Origin of the sequence: Flavobacterium sp. Root186, assembly GCF_001428525.1 — a bacterium.
Taxonomy (GTDB): domain Bacteria; phylum Bacteroidota; class Bacteroidia; order Flavobacteriales; family Flavobacteriaceae; genus Flavobacterium.
On record NZ_LMHW01000013.1, the window covers coordinates 437,451 to 458,896 of the forward strand.

Below are 21,446 nucleotides of genomic sequence, written 5' to 3' on the forward strand. Positions count from 1 at the left end.
CCCACAGATTTAACAGATTAAACTGATTGTCACAGATTATAAAATAAAATTTGTGGAAATTCGTGAAATTCGGACAAACAAAAAAACGATGCAATATTGCATCGTTTTTTCTTTCACTCAAAATCACTTTGATTTCTTTTTAGAATCTTTTTTAGATTTCTTTTTCTTCTTTAGCAAATCAATTTTACCTTCAATTCTTTTCTCTACATCGCTAATATTGCATTCGTATGCGAATTGTAAAGAATAAAGCTTTGCATTTTTAATCTCTTTTAAAGCTTTCTTAAACTCATGCTGTGCTTCAAAAAGAATCGCTTTTTTAACGTAAATATCAGATTTATTAATTCCTTTTATCGTTAAAGCAAAATCAATTAATTTTTGTGCTTCCTCAAAATCCTCATTTAAAATTAAAGTCTGCAAATAATACGGATAGACTTCAAGTGCATGAATATTAATCGCTAAAGCTTCCTGAAAATAGGGTTTTGCCTCTTCATAATTCATTAATTGTTCAGCCTGAATTCTTCCGTATAAACACAAAACCATTGTATTTTTTGCGTCATAAGAAAACGCATAATCCAAAGATTCAATCGTTTCTTCAAGCGAATACGGATAGTTATCCAAAGCCTGAAAAAGGTATTTATCAATTGTTTTCATTTCGTAAATCGTTTTTTAATTTTTGACGAGTTCCTTTATAGCTTTTCTCAACTTTGTTCTTTTTAAAATCACTTCCGGTAAAAACCCTCACAGGATTTCCACGCTCAATATTGAGCTGATTTTCCCATTGTTTGCCTACATGATTTTTAAGCTGAACCAGTTTCTCGTCTTCTAGTTTTTTTAATAATCTCTCTGTTGCCAGTTTTTTGTTTTGGTGCTGCGAACGGCTGTCCATAGAAACAACTGCAATTCCTGTTGGAAGATGTGTTGCCCGAATTGCAGAACTCACTTTGTTTACATGCTGACCTCCCGCTCCAGAACTTCTCATAGCCTGATATTGAATATCATTTTCTAAAACTAACGAATCTTTCTGCTGTTCAATTTCAAAAATTCCAATAAACCAATTTTTGCGTTTGTGCATTTTCCTAAACTGACTCTGACCAATCCATTGAATAGTTCCAATCCAGGATTTTACAAATTGGTCAGCATTTTTTCCTTTTACAGAAATGGATGCTGTTTCAACCGTTCCATTTTCCTGACCCGCTTCTCTTTGCAGTAAAACAGCATCTAAATTTTGATCTTGAGCCTCTTCCAAAACTTTTTTAAGCACTTGGGCGACAACCCAAGTGCATTCTGCAGGTCCGCGCCCCGCTGTTATTTGAATTATTCTTTCCATTTTTCTAATATTTTAAGAAGCTTTGCCCTATTTTTCGCCTCTTTTATAAACTTTGGAAGTCTTGAAATCATCGTTCCATTACCACTTCCATTATTATTTCTTTCTCTTAAACCAGCTTTAATGTATCTTTCTAAATACACTATATGTTCCTGATTATAAGCCCAAAAAACCTTTCCTTTGATTTCCTTTTGAAACCAAAGAGGTAAATGATGCCAGCACTCTCTAATTAAACCATCACTTTTAGGTTCATCTCTAACTTCATAAACGGTCGGCTTTATTTCTTCATGAAAACTGCAATGCGGGCATTTAACCTGATGCGTTTCTGGTCTTTCTTTAAAAATCTGAGATTCATATTCAAATTTTTCAAAACAATAACCACAATAGTGTTTCCCAAATGCTCTGAACTGATAAACAGGTTCATCAATCTTATAAAAACAAACTTTACATTCAAAAGTCATTGTGGTACAATTTCCACATTTACAATCTCTAGCCACTTCTTTCAAGGCAGCTTTAGATTCGCATTTTGGACATTTAACTATAATCTCGTTATAAAAACTACCTAACCATTTATTTTCATCTTGAAATCTTTCCATAATTTCACTTTTTTAGCGATCCATTCTAACAATCTTCGGTGTAAAAGTTCCTAAAACTTCGACTAGATCGGTTTGGTTTGCCATCACTTTCGTAATGTCTTTGTAGGCCATTGGTGCTTCATCAATATTTCCTCCAATCAAGGTTACATCATTGACTTTCAATACCTTTTTGATTTCACTTTGCGTAAAAGTGCTTTTGCATTTTGCTCTCGAAAATAAACGTCCGGCGCCATGCGAAGCAGAATTTAAACTCTCTGCATTTCCTTTCCCTTTCACAATGTAACCTGGAGCAGTCATTGAACCGGGAATAATTCCCAATTGACCTTCTCCAGCAGGAGTTGCTCCTTTTCTGTGCACAATACATTCCTGACCATTTACCATTTCTTTCCATGCAAAATTGTGATGGTTTTCAATTGTAACCATTACTCTTTTTCCAATTGCTTTAGCAATTCGTCTATGAATATCATCGTGACAGGCTTTTGCATATTCGCCGGCTAAATTCATTGCCAACCAATATTCCTGACCATCATGTGTATTCAAATCCAGCCAGGCTAAATGCTGTACATTTTTTGGTAACGGACATTGTTTTGTTGCCAAGTAGGTATAATGCTTCGCAATATTTGCACCTAAACCACGTGAACCACTATGTGAAAGAACTGCGAAATATTCGCCTTTTTCAAGCTTCCATTCATTCTCCGGATTATCAATTTTAGCAATTCCAAATTCTACAAAATGGTTTCCTCCGCCTGAACTTCCTAATTGTTTATAGGCCTTTGGCAAAAGATTCTTTAACAACGGAATATCCTGAAATTCACTTTTGTGAAAAACTTCATGATCTACTCTTGAAGCGTGTGTTTCATTCATTCCGAATTTTGTATGGTCTTTTAAAATTGCTTCTAACTGATGTTCTTTTCCCTTGAAATGCGACGCTGGCAAATCAAAAATTGAAAGGCTCATTCGGCATCCAATGTCAACTCCAACTCCGTATGGAATCACAGCATTATCTGTTGCTAAAACTCCTCCAATTGGCAATCCATATCCCGAATGTGCATCCGGCATTAAAGCTCCGGCTACTGAAATTGGCAGTTTCAACGAATCATACAATTGAAATTTTGCCTGTTGGTCAATTTCATTTTCACCAAAAATGGTAAAAGGAGCTCTTGTTGCTTTAAGCTGATGCATTCTTACCTGAACCGGTTTAATCAAACCTTCAGCAACTTTTCCCCAGGTTCCGTGGCCTTCAAATTTTTCAGGATTCAGCAGAACGTCTTTTGCCTCTGTTAGAATAGATTCCTTTTTTTCTCTTTTTCTATATCTGTTTATTTGCCCTAAAGCAATATTTATTGAATTGTTCTTTGGAAATCCCAATTTAATCAGGTCTTTTCCAGTTAATTTATTTCCCATGATTTATATCATTTCGTCTACATATTGTTGATACAATAAATGCCGACTTTTATTTTTAATTGGGTTTAACTCTCTTGGGTTTTCAGTTTCATAATAACTCCAACGATGAGAAAAACCATCTACTAACTTGTTTATTTTATTTCTTAAATTAAGATTAACAATATAATTATCAAGAAGCTGGATTTCACTTTCTAAATCTGAATCGACCATTATAGTATGCGTTATCATATAAGGGCTAACACGAAGTACATATCTCCAAGACTCATTAAACATATAATGAATTCTATGCCGCTTGAAATTGCTGCACCAGCGTTCTCGCTTATAAAAATGTACTTTTTCTTTTTCTGTCAATTCTAATTTTGAGCTCCTCCACTCCCATTCTGAAAATTCCTTTACCGTCTGGATCTTTTCAAGATAAACATTTCTCCTTTTTCTCTTTTTCTTTCTTTTAAAAGATTTTTCAGAGGAAAACTGCCATGTATTTATTTTTTCCAATAGTGATCTGTAAAATGAAGATTCATTTGATCTTGCAACATCTTCTCTCAGTACAAAACTGCGCTGCCATCCCTTTTGATAAGGATTTTCAAGCGGAACCAATGGTAAATTATTTTGTTTTTTCCAAAGCTCCTTTTGTTGCTTTCTTAACTGAATTAAATGTTTTTCAAAATCTTCTTTTGCTAATCTTTTTTTCCTTCTTTTACTTTTAAAACGAGTACACAAAGCATACTCATCTACCGTATAATTTTCCATTAAAAAATTATAGTGTATTAAATTAACAGCCTAATAGGCTTAAACATTTTATCCTTGACGGACAAATAAATAAAATCGGTTTTTCGGGAAAATTTTGAAGTGTCTAGAATAAAAAAAGCCCGAAACTAAATGTCTTCGGGCTTTTTTATATATCTAAAAATGTATTTCTAAGATTGAAATAAGCCACGAAGAAGTGCTGCACCAAATCCGTTTGGTGTGAAGCTTTGTGATGTCAATGTAAGTACAAACATTTTTCTTCGTTTTTAAAGGGTTATTATTTTTTTCGTCTGCAAATATTCAGAATTGTTTTTTGATTTTCCAAATTTATTTTTCAGAAAAGTCATGTGAAAATATTTTTCACTTAAAATTTTTCAACAAATAAGAAGTTATCGTTTTAAAAATGAGAACAATAGACTCAATAGAAATGAAATTAAAAATTCTAATATTTTATGTAATATTTATTATTTAGACGAAGGAGAGCGATAGCAAACAGACGAAAGAAATCACACAATAGTAATTCGAAAAAGATTGGTGATTCTCTTTGCCTAGACGCACTGCAGTGCGTCTCTGCGATTTACGTTATCTATAAATCAATCACAATTTTAATGTAGAGATGTACTTCAGTGCATCTAACCAAAGATTGGAGACATTAGGTGCTAAATTTCTTTTTAAACATAAAAAAAAGCCCTGATTTCTCAGGGCTTTTATATTGTTTTTAGGTGAATTCATTATTCAGAAACTTTGCTTTTTACAACTAATCTGAAGCCTTCTCCGTGAATGTTAAGAATCTCAACATCTTCATCAGATTTTAGGTATTTTCTAAGTTTAGCGATGTAAACGTCCATACTTCTTGAAGTAAAGTAGTTATCATCTCTCCAGATTTTAGTCAAAGCTAATTCTCTTGGCATTAAGTCATTTTCATGAAGAATTAACATTTTAAGCAATTCATTTTCTTTTGGAGATAATTTAATTGGCTCTTCATCCTGGAAAGTCAAGAATCTAAGTTTTGAGTTTAAGTGGAATTTACCAATATTAAATTCAAATTGTACTTGCTCAGCTTTTGTATCAGCTGATTTTCTTTGAATAATCGCTTTGATTTTCATCAATAATACTTCTGAATCAAAAGGCTTATTTAAATAATCGTCAGCACCAGCTTTATATCCTTTTAACACATCCTCTTTCATAGATTTTGCTGTTAAAAAAATAATTGGCACTTCGCTGTTCTTTTCTCTAATTTCTTTGGCTAAAGTATACCCATCTTTATAAGGCATCATTACATCAAGAATACATAAATCGTAAACATCTTTCTTGAATTTTTCGAAACCTTCCATACCGTTTTTAGCTAAAGTAACTTCAAAGTCATTTAACATTAGATAATCTTTAAGAACCGCCCCAAAATTTAGGTCATCTTCTACTAAAAGTATTCTTTTGTTATTATTTTCCATATTTTAATTTATTAATGGTATTTTTATTATAAAGGTGCTACCTTTTCCTTTTTCGCTTTCAACATATACTTGACCATTGTGGTCCTCTACTATTCTTTTTACGTACGCCAGACCTAAACCGTGCCCTTTTACATTATGAAGGTCTCCCGTGTGTTCTCTATAAAACTTTTCGAACACCCTTTTTTGAGCTATCTTACTCATTCCCAATCCATGATCTCTTACTTTTATTAAAATCATGTCTTTTACATTCTCTGTAAAAATTTCAATTTCAGGTACATCAGGTGAATATTTTATAGCATTCTCTAAAATATTTACAAGAACATTTGTAAAATGCACTTCATTGATTAAACTTGTTGTTCTGGCTGCATTATAATGTTTTACAACTGTTCCTTTTCTGTCTTCTAAAATCAGATTAACATGCTCAATTGCATCATCGATAATATCATGTATAACAGTAGGTTCTTTTGTAATATCGAGTTCCCTTTTTTCCAGTTTTGAAATTCGTAATACATTCTCAACCTGCGCATGCATTCTTTTATTTTCATCCCTTATCATTTGAAGATACCTAAAAACTTTGTCTTTATCTTCAATAATTTTAGGGTTTCTAATCGCATCAAGTGCTAAATTTATTGTTGCAATTGGAGTTTTAAACTCATGCGTCATATTATTTATAAAATCTGTTTTGATTTCAGAAATATGTTTCTGACGCAATAATTGATTTAAAGCACTTGTATATGCCACTATTATAATTAGCGTAAAAACTATTGATAAAATAGTAATACTTAATAATTCTGATAATAAAAATTTCTTTTTATGAGGAAATGTAACGGACAATTCATATCTACTATTTCCTTCGTTATCAGTATATATAGGAATATTATAAGTTGCTTCTTTATCGTAGTGAAATCCATCCGATTTAATTTTGGTTGGAACACCGCTGCTATAAATTCCAAATTCAAATTTGGTTTTAACTCCGTACTCTTGTAATTCTTTCTTTAAAAGCTTAGAAAGTTTATCTTTAGTAATTCTTCCTTCAATTGGAGTTAAGGACGCAATATCTTTATACTGAATTTGCTGCTGAACTTTATTTAAAATATCTAAACTTCCTGATTTTTCAATTGTAAGGTCCGGTATTATACTTTGCCCTAAATTATTATTATCAATTCCGTTATTGTTATTATAAACTTCGGTTACTCTTTTAGAGCTGAAATTCTTAAATCTCTCACTGCTGAATTTTTTATTAAAAAATGATCCGTTTATATCGTAATCTTCAGAAGTCAGTGTATTAGAATAAACAATTGTTTTATTTGTTTTTGCATTTCTCTGCACATAAAATACTTGTAGTAAATCCTCTTTTTTAGGAATTTTACCGGTACTGTCTTTTATGCGGTTGTATTTATCGTAAAAACTGTATTCTTCTTGCTGTTCAAGCTTGTCTGCAACATTTCCGATAACTTGGGTAACGTGGTATTTAAACTGCTCTTCGTTATTCTTAAATGAAGAGTTAAACCAAAATACCTGCACTAGAATTATCCCTATTAAGGACAAACTCATCAGTAAAACAAGTATTCTAAAAAATAATTTATTCATCGAAACAAAATTAATATTTTAACAATATACTAAATAATACATTAACCAAATATTAACATTTAAGACTGTTTTTGTTTTATTTTCAAAATTTTAAGAATTTCAACTACTTCTTCTTTAGCAATTTTAAGATTACTGTTATTAATAACAAAATTGCTCAAAGAAAATCGTTTTTTATCATCCCACTGCATTTTCATTCTGCTTAGAACATGTTCGCGCGTTGTATTATCACGTTTCATCACTCTTTCAATTCTTAGTTCTTCAGGAGCAGTAACCGTAACTATATAATCCAATTCTTTATACTTTCCGCTTTCAAATAAAATAGCAGCCTCGTAAACTACAAATGCTTCATTTTTATTTTGCGACAGCCAGGATTGAAAATCATTTTTTACTGCAGGATGTACAATCGAATTTAAAACTGCTAATTTATCCGCATCATTAAAAACAATATCAGCTAATTTTGCCCGGTTTAAAACATTATTTTCAAAGAGCGATTCTCCAAAAGCATTTTTTATCTCAGCAATGATTTCTGCTGACTGCATTATCTTTTTAGCTTCATCATCAGCGATGTAAACAGGAATTCCCATTTCCTTAAAAAAAGCAGTAATTGTTGTTTTACCGCTTCCTATTCCGCCGGTCAAGCCGATAATTTTTGTCATATTATATCTTAAAAAACATACGAGGAAAAGCTTCTTGCGGTTTCTTCTTTAATAAAATAACTTTTACAAAAGATTCCAAAAATCCCGTTCCATAACCATAAAATTGTTTCCAAACAGCAATAACCGATAAATACCCAATTTTGATACTTTTATTTTGGATACTTGCTGTAAGAAAAATAATAACGAAATATACAAAATATAATTGTAATAAAATATCAATATTAAAAATTAATAGTAAAAAAGCTATCAATAAACCTATGATAAATGCGGTTGGAAAGAAAAAAGTAAGCTTATTATGTTCTGGGTACCAACTGTTTAATATTGGTCTTGCTATACCGAATTTTTTTACCTGAATAGAGAATTTTTCCCAGTCGATTCTACGTTTGTGATACACAAAAGCCTCAGAAAACAATCTGGTTTCAAATCCTAAGTTCCATAAACGGATGGATAAGTCAGGATCTTCACCAGGATGAATGTTACCAAAACCTTTTGAAGCTTCAAATGCTTTCTTTGAAATTCCCATATTAAAACTTCTTGGCTGGAATTTATTAATTTTTTCTGAACCACCACGAATTCCACCAGTTGTAAGGAAAGATGTCATAGCAAAATTGATTGCTTTTTGAATGCTCGAAAAGCTTTTTAATGCTTTATCAGGACCTCCAAAACAATCGACATATTTTTCATTTAAAGCCTTACTAACTTCAGTTAAATAATTTGAAGGGATAATACAATCTGAATCAAAAATGATAAAATAATCACCTCTCGCCTTCTGCATTCCAAAATTTCTGGAATCGCCGGGACCAGAATTTGGTTTAAAATAATATGAGATATTCAATTTCCCCTGATAGTTCATCACAACATCTTTACAAGGAATCGATGATCCGTCTTCAACCAGAACAATTTCAAAAGGTTCATTGTAATCAGATTTTGTAAGACTTTCTAAAAGTTCATCAACTTCATCTGGACGATTATACACGGGTATAATTAAAGAAAAAATCATAGCGGGAATGCGGTTTTAAGTGGAATATTTTAAACTTTGAAAATTTGAGCAAAGATAGGTTATATTCATAAAAAAACCACCAACTTTTGGTTGATGGTTTTATTGTAAGATTTATGTTTTTATTTGATACTGTCAATATTAACTACTTCATTAGCTTCTGCTTTGTAGTCTACTCCGGCAAATTCAAATCCAAATAAGTTTAAGAAGTCATTTCTGTAACCTGCTAAGTCTCCAATAGCCGGTAATGTTTCAGTTGTAGCTTCTTTCCAAAGTTCAGCCACTTTTGCCTGAACATCGTCACGCATTTCCCAGTCATCAATTCTAATTCTTCCTTTTTCATCAACAGGAACTTCAGAACCGTTGTATAATCTATCCTGGAATAAACGCTGAATCTGCTCGATACATCCTTCGTGAATACCTTCTTCTTTCATGATTTTATATAAAAGAGAAATATATAACGGAATAACCGGAATTGCAGAACTTGCTTGTGTAACTAATGCTTTATTTACAGAAACATAAGCTTTCCCTCCAATAGATTTTAAATTGTCTGTGATAGTAAATGCAGTAGCCTCTAAATGATCCTTTGCACGACCAATTGTTCCTTTGCGGTAAACTGCTTCTGTTAATGCAGGCCCAATATAAGAATAAGCTACTGTTGCAGCACCTTCTGCCAATAAATTTTCATTTTTTAAAGCATCGATCCACATTGCCCAGTCTTCACCTCCCATTACGGCCACTGTGTTTTCAATATCTTCCTCATTTGCCGGAGCGATTGAAACCTCCGTTACATTTCCTGTATGAAAATCAACTGTTTTATTTGTAAACGTTTGCCCAATTGGTTTTAAAACTGAACGGTGCAAAACTCCTGTATTAGGGTTTGTACGCACTGGAGAAGCTAAACTGTAAATTACAAGATCTACTTGTCCTAAATCAGCTTTTATTAAATCTAAAGTTTCTCTTTTTATTTCATTTGAAAAAGCATCTCCGTTGATACTTTTTGCATATAAACCTGCTTTATGAGCTTCTGATTCAAAAGCTGCAGAATTGTACCACCCTGGCGAAGCTGTTTTTCCTTCAACTGGCGGTTTTTCGAAAAATACTCCAATTGTAGCAGCATCAGATCCGAAAGCACTTGTGATTCTTGAAGCTAATCCGAAACCTGTTGAAGCACCAATAACTAATACTTTTTTTGCTCCGGCAATTGCACCTTTTGATTTGATATATTCAATTTGATTTTTAACATTTTGCTCAGCTCCCTTTGGGTGGGCAGTCAAACAAATAAATCCTCTCATTCTAGGTTCTATAATCATACTCTTTTTATTTACTCATAAATTAATCATTATCAAGATAAATGACAACTTATGCCTGTTTTGTTTAATTATTTTTCGATGACAAATATAAAGTATTTCTTTAGTTCAACAAGGCTTTAGCGTGATTTAAAGCCGAATCTGAAACGACTGCTCCTGATAACATTTGAGCAATTTCTATAACTCTTTCGTCCTGAGACAGTAACTTTAATTCTGACTGTGTATGATCGCCTACCGTAGCTTTAGAAACTTTGAAATGCGAATCACCTTTTGCTGCAATCTGCGGTAAATGTGTAATTGCAAAAATCTGCATTTTGGCACTCATTTCTTTCATAATCTCTCCCATTCTAATGGCTATTTCTCCAGAAACCCCAGTATCTATTTCATCAAAAATTAAGGTTGGTAATTTTGAATATTGCGCTAAAATTGCTTTAACAGCCAGCATAATTCTAGACATTTCACCACCTGAAGCTACTTTTTTCAATAAACCGAAATCAGTTCCTTTATTGGCTGAAAATAAAAACTGTAATTCGTCTTTTCCGTTCTGAAAATAGGTTTCTGATGGTAAAAGTTCCATGTTAAAACGAACATTTGGCATCCCTAATGTTTCTAAAATCGATATTAACTGATTTGATAAAACCGGAATTGCATTTATTCTGTTTTGATGAATTGTTCCTGCAAAAGCATCTAATTCATTTGCTTTTTGTTCTATTGATTTAGATAAAGTTTCGATTTCTTCTTCAATATTATCTAATTCCAAAAGTGTATTCCCTAAATCTGCCTGAATTTGAAGCAATTCATCTACAGAATTAACATGGTGTTTCTTTTGCAGAGTAAAAATCAACTGCAGTTTTTGACTTACTAATTCTAATTGTTCGGGATCGTTTAATAATTTTTCAGAAGCATTTTGCAATTCTTTTGAAACATCATCAAATTCAATAGAAATACTGGTAATTCGTTCAAAAAAGTTTTGGTATTCAGTCGAAAACGGTGCGATCTTCTGCAGTCCATTTTTAATTTCATTAAGATTATGAAATACTCCAAATTGTTCTTCGTTTGCAATTACAAGCGATTTATCTATTGATTCTTTTATAATTTCAACGTTATTCAGTTTTTCAAAATCAGCTTCTAATTCTGCCTGCTCTCCAGATTTTAATTTAGCTGAAACCAATTCATTCAATAAAAAAGTATTGTACTCCTGCTCTTTTCCTGAATCGCTTTGTTTTTTCAGTAAAGCATTTAATTTTGATTTCTCTGATTTATAAACTTTTAATAGATTTTGATACGTTAGAATTGTATCAAAATTATTTGCAATAGCATCAATTATTTTGAATTGAACCGTTTCATCAGACAACTCCTGAGTTTGCTGCTGCGAATGTATATCTATTAAAAAAAGACTCAAATCCTGCAATTCCTGAAGATTTACCGGACTGTCGTTTATAAAAGCTCTTGATTTTCCTGAAGGTAAAATTTCACGTCTAATTATGGTTTCATCTTCATAATCGAGATCATTTTCTGCAAAAAAATCTTTTAAGTTGTATTTAGAAATTTCAAAATGTGCTTCAATAACACATTTTTCTTCTTTGTTTTTTAATGAAGTTAAATCTGCCCTTTTCCCTAAAACAAGTCCAATCGCTCCTAAAATAATCGATTTTCCTGCACCTGTTTCTCCAGTAATTATAGAAAAACCTTTTGAAAAATCAATAGAGAGCTTTTCAATCAGAGCATAATTTTTAATCGACAGTGAAGTTATCATAAAGGGGAATTATAAAAATAAAGTGCTACGAAGAAAGGAAAAAAAATTAAGTTTTTAAAACTTAATTTGCGACCATTTTGAATTATTTAAAGGCGAAACCCTATTCAAAATATCTGTTAAGTCTGTAACCGGAATACTTGGGCCTCCGGAAAAAATAGAAACTATCTCATCTGATTTTGCATCAAAAAATACGCGGGTCAAAAATGCATTTGGCCTAACTGAGTTTACTTTTCCTATAAGCAATAAAGAAGATTTTATTTTTTCTTTTGCTGCTTTTAAATCATTGCTCATGGCATCTAAACCCGTATGATACAAAAACGTTGTCTGACGTAAATCAGTATACATTGAAGAAAGCATATCTGTTATTAAATAATAGCGGTTTTGAAGCCCGTCTGTCTGGCTCCATCCTCTAAATCCGCCTTGCTGCGCAACGCTTGCAATGTTTTGAGCTGTTTCAAAATATTGATTTCCGGCGCCGCTTTGAAACGTATCAGCATCCATACCCAAAATTATGTAACTGTAAAAAGATACTACAGATACTAAATTTGATTCGAAAACAGTTGGATTAAACAATAATGGTTCGTACTCTGTATATCTAAAATTAAAGTCTTTGTCGTTAAAATTCAGAACAGGCGAAGAATAAGTCGAATTGTAAATTAATCTTGAAGACTGTACCTGAATAGTTCCTGTAAACTGGTCAGAACTATAGGATGACAATGTAATATACATTGAGCAATTAATTCTTTCATGCTGTTTTAAAGCAGATCCAATTCCTGTCCAGTCTGTTTTGTTTACAAACTCAGATAAAGAAGTCTGCAGCGTTTTAAAAACCTGCTGATTTGGCGTAGGAAGCCTTTCAGTATTGATAGTTACTGTACAATTTAGCTGCTGCGCCTGAGTAAAGCCAAAAATAAAAAATACGAAAAGTGTAACTATTTTGTTCATACAAATAAAATTTTATTATCAGCAAAAATAGAACAACTATTCTTACTTTTTATAAAATATTTTAAATCTTTATGATTTTGAAAAATGTGAAATCACTTTGTTTAAAATATCGACTGCTACAAATTCTTTCGATTTTAATTCCATTGGCTCGATATTAAAGTTTTTATCAATAAATGTTACTTTATTGGTTTCTTTTTTAAAACCGGCACCTTCATCCTGCAAAGAATTTAGAACTATCAAATCTAAGTTTTTTTTCTGGATTTTAAGCTTAGCATTTTCAATTTCATTTTCTGTTTCAAGGGCAAAGCCTATTAAAAACTGATTCTTTTTAATAGCTCCTAAAGAAGATAAGATATCTTTTGTTTTCTCTAATTCAATCGAAAACTCACTTGCATTTTTCTTAATCTTTTGTAACGCAACCTCTTTTGGTTTGTAATCTGCTACGGCTGCTGCTGCAATTGCTGCATCAGAATCATCAAAATGTTTGTGACAGGCATCATACATTTCCTGCGCCGACATTATATTTATAACTTCAATCGAAGGATTTTTAGCTTTATAATGTGTTGGCCCAGAAACTAAAACAACCTGTGCTCCAAGATTTGCGGCTGCATTTGCAATATCAAATCCCATTTTTCCAGAAGAATGATTTCCTATAAAACGTACAGGATCTATTGCTTCGTATGTTGGGCCTGCAGTTATTAGTATTTTTTTTCCTTTAAGGGGTAATTTGCTTTCTAAATCTGCTTCAAGGAAAGCAATAATGTTTTCCGGTTCAGCCATTCGGCCTTCTCCGGATAAACCACTTGCTAATTCTCCTTTTTCAGCGGGAATAATTATATTACCGAATTGCTTTAAGGCATTAAAACTAGAAATTGTAGAGGGATGTTTGTACATATCCAAGTCCATTGCCGGAGCAAAATAAACTGGACATTTAGCCGATAAGTATGTAGCGATTAAAAGATTATCGCAATTTCCCGTTGCCATTTTTGACAATGTATTTGCAGTTGCAGGAGCTATCAGCATTAAATCTGCCCAAAGGCCTAATTCAACGTGATTATTCCATACAGCATCTTCATTGTCATCGTTAAAGAAACTGGAATGTACAGGATTTTTTGATAACGTAGACAATGTAAGCGGAGTTACAAAATCCTTAGAAGCAGGTGTCATTATCACTTGGACATGTGCACCTGCTTTTATAAAAAGTCGTACTAATGAGGCTGTTTTATACGCTGCAATTCCACCGGAAACTCCCAGTAAAATTTTTTTTCCGTTTAAAACTGACATTATACTATATTATTTGTTTGAACCTCTGTGGTAAGTTTTTCCGTCTAACCATTCCTGAACAGCTAAAGCGTGTGGTTTTGGTAATTTTTCGTAAAATTTAGAAACTTCGATTTGTTCTTTATTTTCAAAAACTTCTTCAAGACTGTCATTGTAAGTAGCAAACTCTTCTAATTTCTCAGTTAATTCTTTTTTGATTTCAGAATTAATTTGGTTTGCTCTTTTAGCCATAATGGTAATTGCTTCATACACATTTCCTGTTGGCTCTTCAATAACTGTTTTATTGTAAGTTATTGTGTTAACAGGAGCATTCGTCTTTTTTAAATCCATGACTTATTTTTATTTAGTATATTTTTGTAAATCCGTTTCAACTCTGGCATTCATTTCGTCTGCCTCTTTTTTATATTTTGTATCGCTTTTAAACTTAATTAAGTTTGCGTAAGCTGTTTTTGCAATATTTAAACGTTCTTCCATTTTTGCTGGAACACTGTTTATTGCTAACTTATATGCTGAATCATATTTGTAGAACAAAGCATCTTCTTTAAAAGGGGTTCCAGGAAAATCAGCTATAAAATTATCAAAAGCAACTAAAGCTGATTTGTAATCTGAAATTTCATTATAACCTTTAGCATTTTCGTATGCTTTTTTCTCTAATTTCCCGTTCAAAACCTGTACTGTTGCATTTGCCTGAGCGATATATTCTGAATTTGGATAGTTATCAATAAATGCCTGTAATTTTTCTAAGGCTTTTACTGTATCTGTCTGGTCCAAACTGTAAACCGGAGCTAATTTTGAATAGCTGTAAGCACCTAAAAAGGCTGCTTCCTGTACTTTTTCACTTCGTGGATATCCAGAAACAAAACTTTCAAACTGATATCCTGCCAGATAATATTGTTTTGTTTTGTAATAAGACTGTGAAAACATGTAAAAAAGTTTTTCAGCCTGAGGTTTACCTCTATATGTTGGCGCTAATTGTTCAAAAAGACGAATGGCTTTATTATACTTGCCCGCTTCGTACATTTTTGTCGCCACTTCGAACTTTGCTGCAACATCTTCATTTTTTAATGCCTTTTGGTAATCACTACAAGAACAAAAAAGGGCTACAACAATTAATAGAGATACTATTTTTTTCATTTATTTACTTTTATTATGATTTTCTTAGACATTATGCCAAAGTAAAAATCACACCGAAGCTTTCGGGTGCAAATTTAGTCATTAATTTAGCGACTGCAAAATAATTTTTTAGTATCTTATAATACTAACACTTTAACAATTATTTAATGCTATTTTTTACAAACTCATTTAATCTAGCTGCTAAAGCGTCATCTACAGAAACCAGTGGTAAACGCACCACATTCTCAGCAATACCAAGGGCTTGAAAGACTTGTTTTATTCCTGCAGGATTTCCCTGTTCGAAAATCATATCAATACAATCTGCTAAAAAGTATTGTGTTTTAAACGCTTCAACGGCTTTTTTATTGAGCCCTAAACGAATCATTTCTGAAAATTCTTTTGGAAAACCTTGTCCCATTACTGAAATTACGCCTGCTCCGCCCGCTAAAACGATAGGTAAAGCAATCATATCATCTCCGGAAATTACCAGAAAATCTTTTGGTGTATCTTTTATAAGTTTTAATGCCTGAGCCATATCTCCTGCCGCTTCTTTTATAGCTACGATATTTTTAAAATCATTTGCTAAACGAACCACGGTTGCCGGAAGCATATTGCTTGATGTTCTTGCCGGAACGTTGTATAATATTACAGGAATTGGAGATGCCTCTGCAATTGCTTTAAAGTGCTGGTAAATTCCTTCCTGCGTAGGTTTATTATAATATGGTGAAACTGAAAGTATGGCTTCAAAAGCAGAAAAATCTCTTGTTTTTAATTCTTCAACAATCTGCATGGTGTTATTTCCTCCAACTCCAAGAACTAATGGCAGTCTTCCTTTATTAACATCAATTACGGTGTTGATAACTAACTCTTTCTCTTCTTGTGTCAAGGTAGCATTTTCTGCTGTTGTTCCCATAACGACAAGATATTCAACTCCTCCATCAATCGAAAAGTTAACGACACGCTGCAACGCTTCGATATCTACTGAAAAGTCTTTTTTAAATGGGGTTACAAGCGCAACACCAGTTCCTATTAATGATTGCATATTTTGATTTATAATTTTATTTTATACTTTTTAAATACTTAAACAATTCTGTAATGAAAAGTTTATACTCTGCCATTGTAGTGTTAATCATCCATCGATTTAATTTTTCATCGACTGAAGAAAACCCTACTTTAAATTTTGCTTTTGACTTGCTTGTGATCATCATTAAAATGGAGATTTCTTCTTCATAATAACTAATCAAAAGATCAAATTCTGTATCTATAAATTCATTTAAAAAAACCTCTGTAACCTGCCCTCTCCAATCGATATGTTTTTTACCGAAAGTAGGCCTTGTGTACTCTTTTTTCTTGTCGAACTTATGTCTGTACGCTGCAATTTTTATGTTTTCGGGAGCAATTCCATTCGATTCAAGTTCTTTTATTAACTCTTTCGAATAGCGAAATTTACTCTCATCAACCAGCAAACCAATGGTTTGTATATTGCTTGTAAAAACTTCGTTTTTGATAGTATTCAAGTTATTTTTTAATGATTTTTTTACAAAAAATTCTCTTATATAATCTAAAAACATAGTACTTTTACGAATTACAAAATTAATTATTTAAGCCGCATTTAAAATGGTAAAACTAAAAAAGTATAACCGATTTTTAAAACTTTTTGTTATATTCTTAACACTATTTTCAATATTTTCTTGCAGTCCTAAGAATTATAATTTAACGAAGATAGAAGGAAAACAGATTCCGATTGCAGAAAATAGTGCACAAACTCCAGAAATTGAGAATTTTATTAAACCTTATCGCGATCATATTAATAAGGATTTAGACAGCGTTTTGGCGTATTGTCCCGAAACTCTAGATAAAAGTACAGGAAAATGGCAGACTTCTATTGGAAATTTATTGGCCGATGTCTGCTTAGAAAGAGGTAATAAAGTTTTTAAAATGCGTGAAAATAAAAGTATCGATATCTGCTTTTTAAATCATGGCGGTATCAGGGCAATTTTACCTAAAGGAAATGTTACAACGAGATCTGCTTTTGAAATTATGCCTTTTGAAAATAATATGGTTGTTCTGGCTTTAAAAGGGGAACAAATTTTAGAAATTACATCTTATATTATAAGAGAGAAAAAACCGCATCCTTTGTCTGGTATGACTTTTACGATTTCAAAAGACAATACCGCTAAAAACATTATGATTCAGGGAAAACCTTTAGATGTTACTAAAACATATTATGTTGCTACAAATGATTATCTGGCAAATGGTGGTGATAATATGAGTTTCTTCGCAAAAAATATTCAGAAATATGATTTGAATTATAAGCTTCGAAATGTTTTAATTGACTATTTTAAAGAAGTTGATACGATTCCGGTTCCTAGAGATATTCGTATTACAGAAGAGTAAAAAAATACGCCACGAATTTCACAAATTAATACGAATTATTTTTTTTGACAATTTTAAATTTGTGAAAATTCGTGAAATTCGTGGCAAAAAAAATACCAAAATATAAAGTTCCCCTCAAAAAATATACAAAATGAAAAGAAGAGAATTTATCGAAAAAACAGCTGCAAGCACTGCCTTATTAAGTTTAGGATTGTCTTTGAGCAGTTTTGGAAATGACGATATAAAACACTTAACTATTCTGCATACAAACGATGTTCACAGTCATATAGATCCGTTTCCGGCTGATGATCCGCGTAACCCAAATAAAGGTGGCGTGTCTCGTCGTGCAGCACTTATCGAAACGATTCGCAGGGAAAATCCAAATGTACTTTTGTTAGATGCGGGTGATATTTTTCAGGGAACTCCATATTTTAATTATTATGGCGGTGAATTGGAATTCAAACTGATGAGTATGATGAAATATGATGCATCGACTATTGGTAATCATGATTTCGACAACGGTCTTGATGGTTTATATGCTCAAATGCCTCATGCGACTTTTGAATTTATAAATTCTAATTACGACTTTAAAAATACCATAATGAACGGTTTGGTGAAACCTTATAAAATCTTCAATAAAAACGGAATCAAGGTTGGTGTTTTTGGTGTAGGAATTGAGCTTCAGGGTTTAGTTGATAAGCAATTATATAAAGAAACTGTTTATAATAATCCGGTTGAAATTGCTCAGGATATGACACGTTTATTGAAACAGGAAGAAAAATGCGATTTGGTAATTTGTCTTTCACATCTTGGATATAAATATAAAGACGAGCCTTCGAAAATTTCTGATTTAAAATTTGCGGAACTTACACAGGATATCGATTTAATTATTGGCGGACATACGCACACTTTTCTTGACAAACCTACTATTGTAAAAAATAAAGCAGGAAAAGAAGTATTGGTTAATCAGGTTGGTTGTTACGGAATCAATTTAGGCCGTATCGATTTTTATTTTGATAAAGATAAAGCACACAGCAATCAGGCGAGATCAATTATTGTATAAGGCTCTTTTATGCATTTTTGTTTTTTCGAGAAAATATTCGACCATAAAGTAGTAGGCTAAAATTTGTGTAATATCACGAATTAGAACTAAAACTACGGAGTGCGAAAAGTATTCGTTGAAGATGTAGAATATATCTGAAAATATATAACTTACTGCCATTAATGACATTAAAAGGGTTATAAATGTGCCTTTTGTAATATAACTTACAAAAGAGAAATAGCTTATATAACTGAGAATTATTCCGTAGATAATATATACGTAATCAAAGCTTTTAGTGTTGTCAAATTTCATGCTGAGTACTGAAATAAGCAAATAAACAATAAAAATTATTACTAGAGATATTGGTAAAATATCCTTTTTCTGTAGTTTAATTTTTTCGTGTTCTACTATAAAAAGTTTCATGATTAAGGCGTACACGGCCAGAAAACTTATTACGGCACCAATTTCAGAAACCTCAACATCCATAAGGTCAAAAACCTGACCTATAAAGCAAAATAGAAAAATAAAGCTTTCCGTTTTCTTGATTTTGAACTCAATACTGATTAAAAAATAAATAAAAATGGCAGGCAGCACTATTGCCTTAGCATAAATTGCAAGGAAATCTTGTTCTGTCCAATCAAAAATAATTGTAAACAGTAACGCCAGGAAGAATAAAATTAACGATGGTTTATTAGCCTTCATTTAGTTTAGTTATAAAATCATCTTCAGATAGTATAGGGATATTCAATTTATTTGCTTTTTCTAATTTAGCCGGTCCCATGTTATCTCCCGCCACGACAAAGTCGGTTTTTGCAGAAATCGAACTTCCTACTTTTCCCCCGTTATCTTCAATTGTCTTTTTTAAATCGTCTCTCGAAAATTGGCTGAAAACTCCTGAAACAACAAAAGTTTTTCCAATAAATTTCTCGGTAGCATTTGGGTTTATTCTTTCTACGGTTTCAAATTGAACTCCATAACTTTTAAGGCGTTCAATTATGATTTTATTTTCTTCGTTTTCAAAAAACTCTATCACGCTTTTGGCTATTCTTTCTCCGATTTCATCCACCAGAATTAGATCCATTAAAGAAGCCTGGCTTAAAGCGTCAATATTTTTATAATGTTTCGCCAGTTTTTTGGCTACGGTTTCTCCAACAAAACGAATTCCAAGTGCAAACAGAACACTTTCAAATGGAATTTCTTTTGATTTCTCTACTCCTTTTACCAAATTTTCAGCTGATTTTTGCGCCATTCTTTCCAGATGCAAAATATCTTCAACTTTTAATTCGTATAAATCGGCATAATTGTGAACTAAATTATTTTTAAAAAGCAGCGCCACTGTTTCTCCGCCAAGTCCTTCGATATCCATTGCTTTTCTCGAAATGTAATGCTGCACTCTTCCGATTATCTGCGGAGGACAACCATAAAAATTCGGACAGTAATGATTTGCTTCTCCGGCATTTCGAACCAGTTCGGTCTGACATTCCGGACAATGCGTTATGTAATGTGTTATTTCTGAATTTTCTGGACGTTTGTCTAAATCTACAGCAATAATTTTAGGGATAATTTCTCCTCCTTTTTCAACAAAAACGGTATCATTTATTCTAATATCCAGTTTTTCAATTTGGTCTGCATTATGAAGAGAAGCCCTTTTTACAATAGTCCCTGCCAATTGAACTGGTTCCAGATTAGCTACCGGAGTAATGGCTCCTGTTCGCCCAACCTGATAAGATATTGATTTTAATTTGGTTGAAACCTGCTCTGATTTGAATTTGTATGCGATTGCCCAGCGCGGTGATTTTGCCGTATATCCTAATTCTTCCTGAGAATGTATGCTGTTTACTTTGATTACAACACCATCTGTTTCATAAGGTAATTGATGACGATGTATGTCCCAATAGTCAATAAAATCAAAAACTTCCTGCATGTTATTGACTAACTTGGCTTCGTTTGGCACTTTGAATCCCCATTTTCTGGCCGATTCTAATCCTTCGTATTGAGTTTTAAACGGAAGGTTGTTTCCTGTTACAAAATACAATAAACATTCCAGAGGACGTTTTGCAACTTCTGCGCTGTCTTGCAATTTTAAACTTCCCGAAGCTGTGTTTCTTGGATTTGAATAAGGAGTTTCTCCTATCTCGATCAATTCCTGATTCATTTTTTCGAATCCTGCATGCGGAAGAATAATTTCTCCTCGAATGTCAAATTTTTCAGGATAATCTCCTTTTAATTTGATTGGAATTGATTTGATTGTTTTAATGTTATTGGTCACCTCATCTCCCTGAAAACCATCACCGCGCGTTAACGCCTGAACCAATTTTCCGTTTTCATAAGAGATACTGATTGAAGCCCCGTCGTATTTTAATTCGCAGGTATATTGCAGGTTTACATTTCCCAGAACGCGCTGAATTCTGTTTTCCCAATCAATTAAATCTTCTTTCGAATACGAATTATCAAGAGAATACATTCTGTATTGGTGCGCAATGGTTTTGAAGTTTTTTGTTACGGCTCCGCCTACTCTTTGGGTTGGTGAATCTTCATCAAAAAACTCAGGATGTTTATTTTCTAAATCCTGAAGTTCTTTTAGTTTAATATCAAAATCGTAATCAGAAATTGTGGCGTTATCCAACACATAATAGTTGTAATTGTGTTGATTAAGTTCGTCTCTTAATGTTTGAATGGTTTCCTGAATACTCATAAACTGGTAAAATAATGCTGATTTTGACTTAAAAATAAAATGAATATCAAAATTAGGATTATTTTTGTTTAAATAACATTAAACACAAAAGTTTTATAAAATCAAAAATCAGGCAGCAAAAACTTGCGGCCTGATTTTCTCCTTGTCCATTATTCTTAAAAAAGAA

Annotated in this window: 21 protein-coding genes; 2 read left to right on the top strand and 19 right to left on the bottom strand. The window is 32.4% G+C overall.

Annotated elements, in window-relative coordinates:
* Positions 1 to 123: 123 nt before the first annotated feature.
* The 17 genes from ASD98_RS15205 to ASD98_RS15285 all read right to left on the bottom strand — a co-directional run bounded on the left by ASD98_RS15205 (position 124) and on the right by ASD98_RS15285 (position 16,684).
* Positions 124 to 651, bottom strand: a complete 528-nt coding sequence (locus ASD98_RS15205) for a hypothetical protein (RefSeq protein WP_056205930.1) — start codon at positions 649 to 651, stop codon at positions 124 to 126.
* Positions 638 to 1,327, bottom strand: coding sequence for a peptide chain release factor H (gene prfH, locus ASD98_RS15210; RefSeq protein ID WP_056205931.1), 690 nt, complete (start codon positions 1,325 to 1,327; stop codon positions 638 to 640). The genes ASD98_RS15205 and prfH overlap by 14 nt, the downstream gene beginning before the upstream one ends.
* On the bottom strand, positions 1,315 to 1,920 hold the full coding sequence (locus ASD98_RS15215; RefSeq protein WP_056205932.1) for a hypothetical protein: 606 nt from the start codon (positions 1,918 to 1,920) through the stop codon (positions 1,315 to 1,317). The genes prfH and ASD98_RS15215 overlap by 13 nt, the downstream gene beginning before the upstream one ends.
* A 12-nt stretch (positions 1,921 to 1,932) precedes the next feature.
* Entirely contained in the window at positions 1,933 to 3,324 is a 1,392-nt protein-coding gene (locus ASD98_RS15220) for an RtcB family protein (RefSeq protein WP_056205933.1), read from the bottom strand.
* A 3-nt stretch (positions 3,325 to 3,327) separates the two neighbouring features.
* On the bottom strand, positions 3,328 to 4,074 hold the full coding sequence (locus tag ASD98_RS15225; protein WP_056205934.1) for a hypothetical protein: 747 nt from the start codon (positions 4,072 to 4,074) through the stop codon (positions 3,328 to 3,330).
* Positions 4,075 to 4,802: 728 nt separating this feature from the next.
* On the bottom strand, positions 4,803 to 5,519 hold the full coding sequence (locus tag ASD98_RS15230; protein WP_056205935.1) for a response regulator transcription factor: 717 nt from the start codon (positions 5,517 to 5,519) through the stop codon (positions 4,803 to 4,805).
* 3 nt (positions 5,520 to 5,522) lie between these two features.
* Entirely contained in the window at positions 5,523 to 7,109 is a 1,587-nt protein-coding gene (locus tag ASD98_RS15235; protein WP_056205936.1) for a sensor histidine kinase KdpD, read from the bottom strand.
* A 59-nt stretch (positions 7,110 to 7,168) separates the two neighbouring features.
* Positions 7,169 to 7,765 carry a dephospho-CoA kinase gene (coaE, locus tag ASD98_RS15240; RefSeq protein WP_056205937.1) on the bottom strand — a complete coding sequence of 199 codons (597 nt, stop codon included), beginning with the start codon at positions 7,763 to 7,765 and terminating at the stop codon, positions 7,169 to 7,171.
* Between the two features lies 1 nt (position 7,766).
* Positions 7,767 to 8,765, bottom strand: coding sequence for a glycosyltransferase family 2 protein (locus tag ASD98_RS15245; RefSeq protein WP_056205938.1), 999 nt, complete (start codon positions 8,763 to 8,765; stop codon positions 7,767 to 7,769).
* Between the two features lie 119 nt (positions 8,766 to 8,884).
* Positions 8,885 to 10,075, bottom strand: a complete 1,191-nt coding sequence (fabV, locus tag ASD98_RS15250) for an enoyl-ACP reductase FabV (protein ID WP_056205939.1) — start codon at positions 10,073 to 10,075, stop codon at positions 8,885 to 8,887.
* Between the two features lie 100 nt (positions 10,076 to 10,175).
* Entirely contained in the window at positions 10,176 to 11,828 is a 1,653-nt protein-coding gene (gene recN / locus ASD98_RS15255; protein ID WP_056205940.1) for a DNA repair protein RecN, read from the bottom strand.
* 54 nt (positions 11,829 to 11,882) lie between these two features.
* On the bottom strand, positions 11,883 to 12,773 hold the full coding sequence (locus ASD98_RS15260) for a DUF4835 family protein (RefSeq protein ID WP_056205941.1): 891 nt from the start codon (positions 12,771 to 12,773) through the stop codon (positions 11,883 to 11,885).
* Positions 12,774 to 12,842: 69 nt separating this feature from the next.
* Complete coding sequence (gene coaBC, locus ASD98_RS15265) at positions 12,843 to 14,057, bottom strand: bifunctional phosphopantothenoylcysteine decarboxylase/phosphopantothenate--cysteine ligase CoaBC (RefSeq protein ID WP_056205942.1); 1,215 nt, start codon at positions 14,055 to 14,057, stop codon at positions 12,843 to 12,845.
* A 9-nt stretch (positions 14,058 to 14,066) separates the two neighbouring features.
* Positions 14,067 to 14,384, bottom strand: a complete 318-nt coding sequence (locus ASD98_RS15270; RefSeq protein ID WP_007807938.1) for a DNA-directed RNA polymerase subunit omega — start codon at positions 14,382 to 14,384, stop codon at positions 14,067 to 14,069.
* A 9-nt stretch (positions 14,385 to 14,393) separates the two neighbouring features.
* Positions 14,394 to 15,188, bottom strand: coding sequence for an outer membrane protein assembly factor BamD (locus tag ASD98_RS15275; protein ID WP_056205943.1), 795 nt, complete (start codon positions 15,186 to 15,188; stop codon positions 14,394 to 14,396).
* A gap of 139 nt (positions 15,189 to 15,327) precedes the next feature.
* Positions 15,328 to 16,209 carry a 4-hydroxy-tetrahydrodipicolinate synthase gene (gene dapA, locus ASD98_RS15280; RefSeq protein WP_056205944.1) on the bottom strand — a complete coding sequence of 294 codons (882 nt, stop codon included), beginning with the start codon at positions 16,207 to 16,209 and terminating at the stop codon, positions 15,328 to 15,330.
* Between the two features lie 16 nt (positions 16,210 to 16,225).
* Positions 16,226 to 16,684 (bottom strand): hypothetical protein, encoded by a 459-nt coding sequence (locus tag ASD98_RS15285; protein WP_242412122.1) that lies wholly within the window; start codon positions 16,682 to 16,684, stop codon positions 16,226 to 16,228.
* Positions 16,685 to 16,784: 100 nt separating this feature from the next.
* Between ASD98_RS15285 and ASD98_RS15290 the strand changes: the two genes are divergently transcribed.
* Together ASD98_RS15290 and ASD98_RS15295 are read left to right on the top strand one after the other, a co-directional pair.
* Entirely contained in the window at positions 16,785 to 17,564 is a 780-nt protein-coding gene (locus tag ASD98_RS15290; RefSeq protein ID WP_056205946.1) for a 5'-nucleotidase C-terminal domain-containing protein, read from the top strand.
* 130 nt (positions 17,565 to 17,694) lie between these two features.
* Positions 17,695 to 18,606, top strand: coding sequence for a bifunctional UDP-sugar hydrolase/5'-nucleotidase (locus ASD98_RS15295; RefSeq protein ID WP_056205947.1), 912 nt, complete (start codon positions 17,695 to 17,697; stop codon positions 18,604 to 18,606).
* On the opposite strand, the gene ASD98_RS15300 is transcribed toward ASD98_RS15295, so the two are convergent.
* Positions 18,592 to 19,287, bottom strand: a complete 696-nt coding sequence (locus ASD98_RS15300; protein WP_056205948.1) for a hypothetical protein — start codon at positions 19,285 to 19,287, stop codon at positions 18,592 to 18,594. The two genes, ASD98_RS15295 and ASD98_RS15300, sit on opposite strands and share 15 nt — an antisense overlap.
* On the bottom strand, positions 19,277 to 21,280 hold the full coding sequence (gene ligA / locus ASD98_RS15305; RefSeq protein ID WP_056205949.1) for an NAD-dependent DNA ligase LigA: 2,004 nt from the start codon (positions 21,278 to 21,280) through the stop codon (positions 19,277 to 19,279). The genes ASD98_RS15300 and ligA overlap by 11 nt, the downstream gene beginning before the upstream one ends.
* Positions 21,281 to 21,446 lie beyond the last annotated feature (166 nt).